At 75.0% G+C, this 7,634-nt stretch carries 6 protein-coding genes; 4 read left to right on the top strand and 2 right to left on the bottom strand.

Annotated features, from left to right (window positions below; all coding sequences use genetic code 11):
• Positions 1-158 precede the first annotated feature (158 nt).
• On the bottom strand, positions 159-1,844 hold the full coding sequence (locus ACFXPX_RS17470) for an LCP family protein (protein WP_380642061.1): 1,686 nt from the start codon (positions 1,842-1,844) through the stop codon (positions 159-161).
• Between the two features lie 222 nt (positions 1,845-2,066).
• On the opposite strand from ACFXPX_RS17470, the gene ACFXPX_RS17465 reads away from it, so the two are divergent.
• From ACFXPX_RS17465 to ACFXPX_RS17455, 3 genes are all read left to right on the top strand, one after another.
• The gene (locus ACFXPX_RS17465; protein WP_380642059.1) at positions 2,067-2,465 is read left to right on the top strand and encodes a hypothetical protein; all 399 of its coding nucleotides are present in this window, start codon (positions 2,067-2,069) and stop codon (positions 2,463-2,465) included.
• Between the two features lie 163 nt (positions 2,466-2,628).
• Positions 2,629-3,834, top strand: coding sequence for a trans-sulfuration enzyme family protein (locus ACFXPX_RS17460; RefSeq protein WP_380642056.1), 1,206 nt, complete (start codon positions 2,629-2,631; stop codon positions 3,832-3,834).
• Between the two features lie 180 nt (positions 3,835-4,014).
• Positions 4,015-4,650: a hypothetical protein gene (locus tag ACFXPX_RS17455; RefSeq protein WP_380642054.1), complete on the top strand. Its 636-nt coding sequence runs from the start codon at positions 4,015-4,017 to the stop codon at positions 4,648-4,650.
• A gap of 61 nt (positions 4,651-4,711) precedes the next feature.
• Here the strand turns inward: ACFXPX_RS17455 and ACFXPX_RS17450 are convergent, their stop codons facing one another.
• On the bottom strand, positions 4,712-6,439 hold the full coding sequence (locus tag ACFXPX_RS17450) for a SpoIIE family protein phosphatase (protein WP_380642051.1): 1,728 nt from the start codon (positions 6,437-6,439) through the stop codon (positions 4,712-4,714).
• Positions 6,440-6,621: 182 nt separating this feature from the next.
• Here ACFXPX_RS17450 and ACFXPX_RS17445 point away from each other — a divergent pair, with 182 nt between their 5' ends.
• A complete protein-coding gene (locus ACFXPX_RS17445) occupies positions 6,622-7,494 on the top strand; it encodes an SDR family NAD(P)-dependent oxidoreductase (RefSeq protein WP_380642048.1) in 873 nt (290 codons plus the stop codon).
• Positions 7,495-7,634: the final 140 nt, after the last annotated feature.

Raw genomic sequence — 7,634 nt, 5'->3', positions numbered from 1 at the left:
ACGCGGCGTGCCCGTCGTCCCGACCCGCTACTTCGCGCCGGGCGACACTCCCGAGCTGCCCGCCGACCGCGAGTACGTGATCAAGCCGACCACGGGCGCGGGCGCCCCGTCGGTTCGTTCCGGGCCGTCGGTCGCGGGACGGCCCCGGAGCGGGAGGCTCAGCCGTACGACACGTTGGCGCACGGGTCGTCGTCGGCCGAGCGGGCGGTGCCGCTGACGCTGCTCGGCAGCGGGGCCGGGGCGGCGGGCGCGCCGGGGGTCGAACCGGCGGCCGGGCCCGGGTTGGCGGCGGCGAAGTCGTGGCCGAGCACCACGCTCAGGCCCGTGCCGCCGGCCTGGACGCTCGCTCCGGGGAAGAGCTTGGCGACGGCCTCGGCGTTGCTGCGCTCGCCCGCGCCGTACTCGACCACGGTGGTGCTGCGGGCCTTGCCGGCCGCGTTGCCGACGGCGGTGACGGTGTAGCCGGCGCCCTTGACGGTCTCGGCGCCCTTGCTGCCGATGCCGCTCTCGCCGGTGCCGTTGAGGACGGCGACCTTGATGTCCGCGTTCCTGGCGGCCGCGGCGGGGGAGGGGGTGGCCTCGGCCGCGGGCGGGGTGCTGGGGGCGGCGGAGTCGGTGGCGGCCGGGCTCTGGGCGCTGGCGTCCTGGCCGTCGATGGTGCGGTCGGCCTTGAGCGCGGCCCAGAGCTGCTCCACGTCGGGGTGGACCAGGGCGACCCGGGGGCCTTCGTAACGCCAGGGTGCGGTGAGGAACTTGACGTCGTGCAGGTCGACGTCCTTGATCGACATGGCGAAGGACATCAGCTTGGCGGCCGACCCGAGGTCGGGGTCGACGGTCAGCGACTTGGTCGCCGCGTCGGCGAGCGGCAGCAGGGTGGTCGGGTCCATGCCGCGGGACTTGACCTCCTTGATGAGGGAGGAGAGGAAGGCCTGCTGGCGCTTGGTGCGGCCGATGTCGGAGCCGTCGCCGATGCCGTGCCGGACCCGGACGAAGTCCAGTGCGGACTGGCCCTCGACCTTCTGCTTGCCCTTGGCGAAGATCTGCTTGCCCTTGTGGCCGAGGTTGGGGTTGAGGTCCCCCTCGTAGACGTTGTTCGGCAGGCAGACCTCGACGCCGCCGACCGCCGTGGTCATCGCGGCGAAGCCGCCGAAGTCCACCACGATGGTGTGGTCGACGCGCAGGTTGGTGAGCTTCTCGACGGCGTTCTGGGTGCAGGCCGGGTTGCCCTGGTCGGTGTTGCCGACCGAGAACGCGCTGTTGAACATCACATTGGTCTGTTCCTTGGTCCACTTGCCGTTGGGCAGCTTGCACGGCGGGATGTCGACCAGGGAGTCGCGGGGGATCGAGATGCCGACGGCGTGCTTGTGGTCGGCGTAGATGTGCAGCAGGATCGCGGTGTCCGAGCGGGCGCCGTCGTCCCCGCCGCCGCCCAGGTTGCTGTTGCCGTTGCCGCGGCTGTCCGAGCCGATCATCAGGACGTTGACCGGGGTGCGGCCCTGGGCGTCCGGGGCGGCCGCCTCCGGGCGGTCCTTGCTCAGGGCGTCGCGGTCGAAGGTGGTGATGTTGCTGTTCAGGCGGTAGTAGACGGCGCCGCCGGCGAGGACCAGCAGCGCGGTGCAGCCGGCCGTGACCCAGAGCACCTTCTGCTTGGTGCTGCGCTTGGGCTTCGGCTTGGCCCGGCCGGCGGGGCGGGCGTCGGGTATCTCCTTGCCCGGGCCGTCCTCGACCGAACCGTCCTTGGCCGAACCGTCCCTGCCCGTACCGGGCTTGCGGTTCGCCGCTCTGCTTCCACCGGCCCGGTGCGACGAATTCTCGCCCTCGGTGGAACCCCTGCGACCCGACACGGCGTCATCCTCCACAGTTGCCACGGAACCCCCGACGGAGCGGTGGCTTGCGTGGTCCTGGGTCGGAGTGTCGATCCGGGTCGTCCCGCCGCTAAACTTTTACACCGCTGTAGAACTTCCAGAGGAGCATACTAGGCGCAGATGAGAAAAATACTGGTCAGACCATGAGAGAAGGTCGACCGGGTCTCATCTCCGTCGCTCCGTACCCGCACGAGGAGCACGATGACTCACCGGATCGCACGTTCGATAGCCGGCGCCCTGGTGGCACTGCTGGCCGCCGTCGGCCTCAGCGCCGCGGCGTCGAGCGCGACGGCGGTGGCCGCACCCCGGACCGCCGCGAGCGGCACGGCCGTTGCCGGGGGACCGGCGGCCGGCGCCGCCGCCCAGGCGCCCGTTGCCGTCGGCGCCGCCGGCACCGTCGCCCAGGGCGTTCAGAGCGTTCAGGGCGCGCAGGACCGGCAGGTCGCGCACGTCGCGGCCAAGGAGGAGAAGAAGAAGTCCGGCTTCTTCGCCAAGCTCGGCAAGTTCCTGCTGGTCGTGGTCATTCTGATCATCCTGTTCATCATCCTGGTGATCTGGGGCATCGTTCACCTGGTGCGGAAGCTCTTCCGCCGTCGCTGAGCCGCTGGGTCGCTGAGCCGCTGGGTCACTGAGCGGCTGGGCCGCTGAGCCGCTGGGCCGGTTCCGGGGCGGTCGGCCCGGGCGCCGACACGGCGCCGGGGCCGGGCCACCCGGCGGTGATTGGCCCTGTCCCGCCCGACCGCCGCGCCCCAGGATGGGCGGCATGAGCGACTTCCCGCGCAACCCCGCCGCCGCGCTGCGCCCCGAGAGCCGGATCGTCCACCCGCCGCTGGCCGGACTCGGCGGCGCCCGGCCGCTGGGCGTCCCGCTGCACCAGGGCCACCTGTACGCCTTCGAGACCAGCGAGGCGCTCACCGCCTCCTTCGCCGGCCCCGACGGGGCGTTCGTCTACAACCGCTACGGCAACCCCACCGTCCGGTCGCTGGAGGACGCCGTCGCCGACCTGGAGGGCGGCACCGGGGCGCTCGCCACCGCCTCCGGAATGGGCGCGATCAGCACCGTACTGCTCGCCCTGCTGCGCTCCGGCGACCACCTGATCGCCCAACGGAGCCTGTACGGCGGGACGTTCGCGCTGCTGGCCGACCTCGCGCAGCGGTGGGGCGTCGAGGTCACCCACGTCTCCGGCTCCGACCCGGACGAGGTGGCGGCGGCGCTGCGGCCCACCACCCGGCTGCTGCACCTGGAGACCGTCTCCAACCCCACCACCCGGGTCACCGACCTGCCCGGGCTGATCGCCGTCGCCAAGCGGGCCGGGGTGCTCAGCGTGGTCGACAACACCTTCGCCACCCCGCTGCTGTGCCGCCCGATCGAGCACGGTGCGGACGTGGTGGTGCACTCGGCCACCAAGTACCTGGGCGGGCACTCGGACGTGCTGGCCGGGATCGCCGTCTTCGCCGACCCCGAACTGCACCGGAAGGTCTGGCACCACGGGACCGAACTCGGCGCCAGCGCCGATCCCTTCGCCGCCTGGCTGACCCTGCGCGGCCTCCAGACGCTGGCGTTGCGGGTCCGCCGCCACTGCGACTCCGCGCTCGACCTGGCCACCCGACTGGCCGCCCACCCGGCCGTCGACGCCGTCCACTACCCGGGCCTGCCCGACCACCCCGACCACGAACTCGCCCGCCGCCTGCTGCCCGACGGCCACGGCGGCGTGCTGGCCTTCGACCTGGCGGGCGGCCGGGAGGCGGCCCGGGCCTTCACCGAGTCCGTCCGGCTGGCCGCGCTGGCACCCTCGCTGGGCGGCGTCCACACCCTGGTGGTCCACCCCGCCAGCACCTCGCACCGGCAGCTGTCGGACGAGGAGTTGGCGGCGGCGGGCATCGGCCCGGGCACGGTGCGGGTCTCGGTGGGCATCGAGCACCCGGAGGACCTGTGGGCGGACGTCGAGCAGGCCCTCGCGAAGGCCTGAGGTCCGACCCGGAGGCCGGGGGAGGCCTGAGCGGGAGGCCGGGCGGGGCCTGAGCGGGAGGCCGGGCGGGGCCTGAGCGGGAGGCCGGGCGGGGCCTGAGCGGACGACCGGGTGAGACCCGCCCCGGCGGGGTGGAAATCCGGCTGCGGGGGTACCGGCGGACCGGGCATGATCCGGTCCATGGGAACGGACACCCGGGGCTTCGTGGAGTGCCGCACCTGGGCCCCGGGCCTCGACCCCGGGGAGCGGGCCTGGCAGGCGGCCGTCGACCTGTCGCTGCTCGGCCCGACCAGGGACTACGGCTCCTTCGCCTGCCTCTTCGGGGTCCGGGACCCGCACCGTCACTGGCGGCCGGTGGTCGGCGCCCGCGGCCTGCCCGCGGACGCCTCGGCCACCACCCGCGCCGGGCACGCCTCCTGGGGCCCGGCGGCCTTCGGCGCCACCTGGCTGGGCTGGGACGAGGTGCTCGCGGTGGACTGGGACGAGCCGGCGCTGCCCCGGGCGACCAGGATCGCCCGGTACCGGCGGCGGCCCGACGGCTCGCTGGAGCCGGTCCGCCGGGAGGACTGGAGCCGGGCCTTCGCCCGGGCCGCCGGGATCGACAGCCGGACCTTCGACTTCGGCCGGCTCGGCGAGCACTGGGCGGAGGGCACCGAGTGGGACACCGGACCGCTGCTCTTCCGGGCCGAGCGCGACCGGCGCCGCGACGCCGTTCCCGCGGACGGGCCGTGGCGGCCGGTGTGGACGGTGCTGCGCACCCTCGCCGAGGTGCACGGGGAGCAGCACGTCCGGCTGGTGGTCTGGTTCGAGGAGTAGTCCGGCGGAGGGGTGGGCCGGGTCGGTGGCGTGGAGCGAGGAATAGCCGGCGGGCCGGCCGTCAGCGGGCCCTGGGCCGGGCGGCGAGCAGGGCGATGTCGTCCTCGGCGGCGGGTGCCGGGGGCGGGGCGAGGGAGTGCAGGACGGCGTCGAGCAGCTCGTCGAGGTCGCCGGTGGCAGGGAGCCGGAGGGCGGCGAGGCGCGCCAGCGAGGTGTCGATGTCCTCGTTCCGCCGCTCCACCAGGCCGTCGGTGTAGAGCAGCAGGGTCTGCCGGGGGTCGAGCGGATGGGTGGACTGCTCGTAGCCGCCGAAGCCGGTGCCCAGCGGTGGGCCGGTGGGGACGGCCAGCAGTTCGGTGGGGTGGTCCGGGGTGATCAGGGCGGGCGGCAGGTGGCCGGCGCTGGAGAAGGTCCAGCGGGCGCGGCCGGGGTCGGCGAGGGCCAGCAGGCAGGTCGCGGGGCGGGCGGTGTCGTCGGCGGAGATCACGTGGTCGAGCTGGCGCAGGATCCGGTGCGGGGGCAGGTCCATGCCGGCGACGTCGCGCAGCGCCGAGCGGTAGTGGCTCATGTCGACGGCGGCCTCGACGCCGTGCCCCATCACGTCGCCCATGGCCAGCAGGGTGCGGCCGAAGGGCAGCCGGACCGTCTCGTACCAGTCGCCGCCGACCACCGAGCTGCTGCCGGAGGGCAGGTAGCGGGAGGCCAGTGCGAGGTTCTGGTGCGGGTTGCCGGGCTCGCTCAGCAGGGCCCGCTGGAGTTCCAGGGCGATGCCCTGGGAGCGGGTGTAGCTGCGGGCGTTGTCGATGGCGGTGGCGGCGCGGGCCGCGAGGTCGCCGAGCAGGGCGGCCTCGTCCGGGGTGAAGGCCGGGGTGGCGTCGGTGCGGCCGAGGGTGAGCACCCCGACCAGGTGGCCGCGGGCGGCGAGCGGCAGGACCAGCAGTGAGGCGGTGCCCGCCGGGCAGGCGTCGGCGGGGCCCGGTGCGGTGAGCACGGCGACGCCGCCGGCCAGGCCGCGGGCCGCGGCCGAGCCCTCGCGGTGGCGCACGGACTCGCCGGGGCGCGCCAGCTCGGCGAGGGCGGCGTCGAGTCCGGGGACGGCCCGGACCGCGGCGCGGTGCAGCCGCTGGGCACCGGCCCGGCCCGGGCGGGCGGGTTCGGCCTCGGGTGGCAGCACGTCGACGACGGCGAGGTCGGCGAGGGCGGGTACGGTGAAGGCGGCGAGTTCGGCGCAGGTGGTGCGGATGTCGAGGGTGGTGCCGATCCGCTCGGCGGCGGCGTCCAGCAGGGCGAGCCGGGCGCGCGCCTGTTCGAGCTCGCGCAGCTGCGCGCGGGCCGGGTCGGGGTCGTCCAGGACCACGACGATCACGCCGGTGGTCCGCCCGCCGTGCCGCAGCGGCCGGTAGCGCACCCGCAGTCCGGGTGGCACGGGGGCGCCCGCGCCGTCGGGGCCGCCGGTGACGTGCTCGCGGTCGCGGCCGTCGGCGAGGACGCGGCGCAGGGTGGCGACGGCACCGGCGAAGGGGGTGGTCGCGGCGGCGCGGCCGAGCAGGTCGGCGCGGCGCAGGCCGGTGACGGTGGTGAAAGCGGGGTTGAGGTAGTGCCAGCGCAGCTGGTCGTCGAGCAGGGCGACGCCGACCGGGGCGGTGGCGAGCAGCTCGCGGAGCAGGTCGGGGTCGTTCCCGGGGCCGTGACCGGGGTCGTGGCCGGGGTCGGTGCCGGAGGGTTCGGAGGCGGGGTCCTCGTCCGGGGGCGGGGTGCCCTCTGCTCGGGGCCCGTGCCGGAAGTGCATAGGCCCATGATCACGCGTCGGGGCGCGGCACGCCCACAACTGGGTGAAACCTTGACCGCTCGGAGACGGTGTTGTAGCGAAGCGTGCCCGGTTGCGTGCGCGCACACGCACTTGTAGAGTGCGTGCACACGCACACAGTCATGGCCGTCCGGAACCGTCCGGCGGCCGCGAGGAGGGCCCGCATGGCAGTCACCCCGATGAACGGCACCCGGATCGTCCTGATCACCGGCACCTCCTCCGGAATCGGCCTCGCCGCCGCCGTGGCCACCGCCCGGGCCGGCTTCCGGGTGGTCGCCACCATGCGCGACACCGGCCGGGCCGGGAACCTGCTGCGCGCGGCGGAGGAGGCGGGCGTCGCCGAGCGGATCGAGATCGAGCGGCTGGACGTCACCGACCCCGCCTCCGTCGCGGACTGCCTCGGCGTCGTCGTCGAGCGGCACGGGCGGCTGGACGCCGTGGTCAACAACGCGGGCGCGGGCTTCGTCGGCACCGTCGAGCAGGACGGCATGGCACCGGTGCGCGCCGCCATGGAGGTCAACTACTTCGGCGTGGTCGAGGTGACCAGGGCGGCGCTGCCGCACCTGCGCGCCGCCGGCGGCCGGGTGGTCACCGTGACCAGCGTCGGCGGGGTGGTCGGGCAGCCCTTCAACGAGGCCTACTGCGCGGCCAAGTTCGCCGTCGAGGGCTTCATGGAGTCGCTGGCGCCGGTCGCCGCCGCCGTCGGGGTGGCCGTCACCGTGGTCGAACCGGGCGCGGTGGCCAGCGAGTTCATCGGCAACCAGGGCATCGACGTGCCCGCGCTGGTGGCCGCCGCCGGCCCGTACGGCCCCGCCCTGGAGGCGTACGTCGACCGGACCTTGAAGGCCTTCGGCAGCGCCCAGACCCCCGAGGAGGCGGCCGCGCCGATCGTCGACGTGCTCACCGCCGAGCGGCCGCCGCTGCGGGTGCAGACCTCCGAGGCGGCCCGGGCCTTCGTCGGGGTCAAGTTGGCCGACCTGGACGGTTCGGCGGTGGGGGCGATGACCGGCGGCTGGGTCGCGACCGGGGGCGCCTGACGTCGGGCGGGGTGCGGGGGTGGGGGCACCGGGGTGCTGGGTGCGTGCGGCTCCGGGTCCGGGCGGCGGGTCGCGGGTGATCAACGGTCATACTTGGGCGGCGGCGCCCGACACCGGGTGCCGCAGACGGTGCCACAGCG

Origin of the sequence: Kitasatospora sp. NPDC059146, from assembly GCF_042786665.1 — a bacterium.
Classification (GTDB): Bacteria; Actinomycetota; Actinomycetes; order Streptomycetales; family Streptomycetaceae; genus Kitasatospora.
Note: the sequence above shows the minus strand (reverse complement) of the source record. Positions and strands in the feature narration are given on the sequence as shown.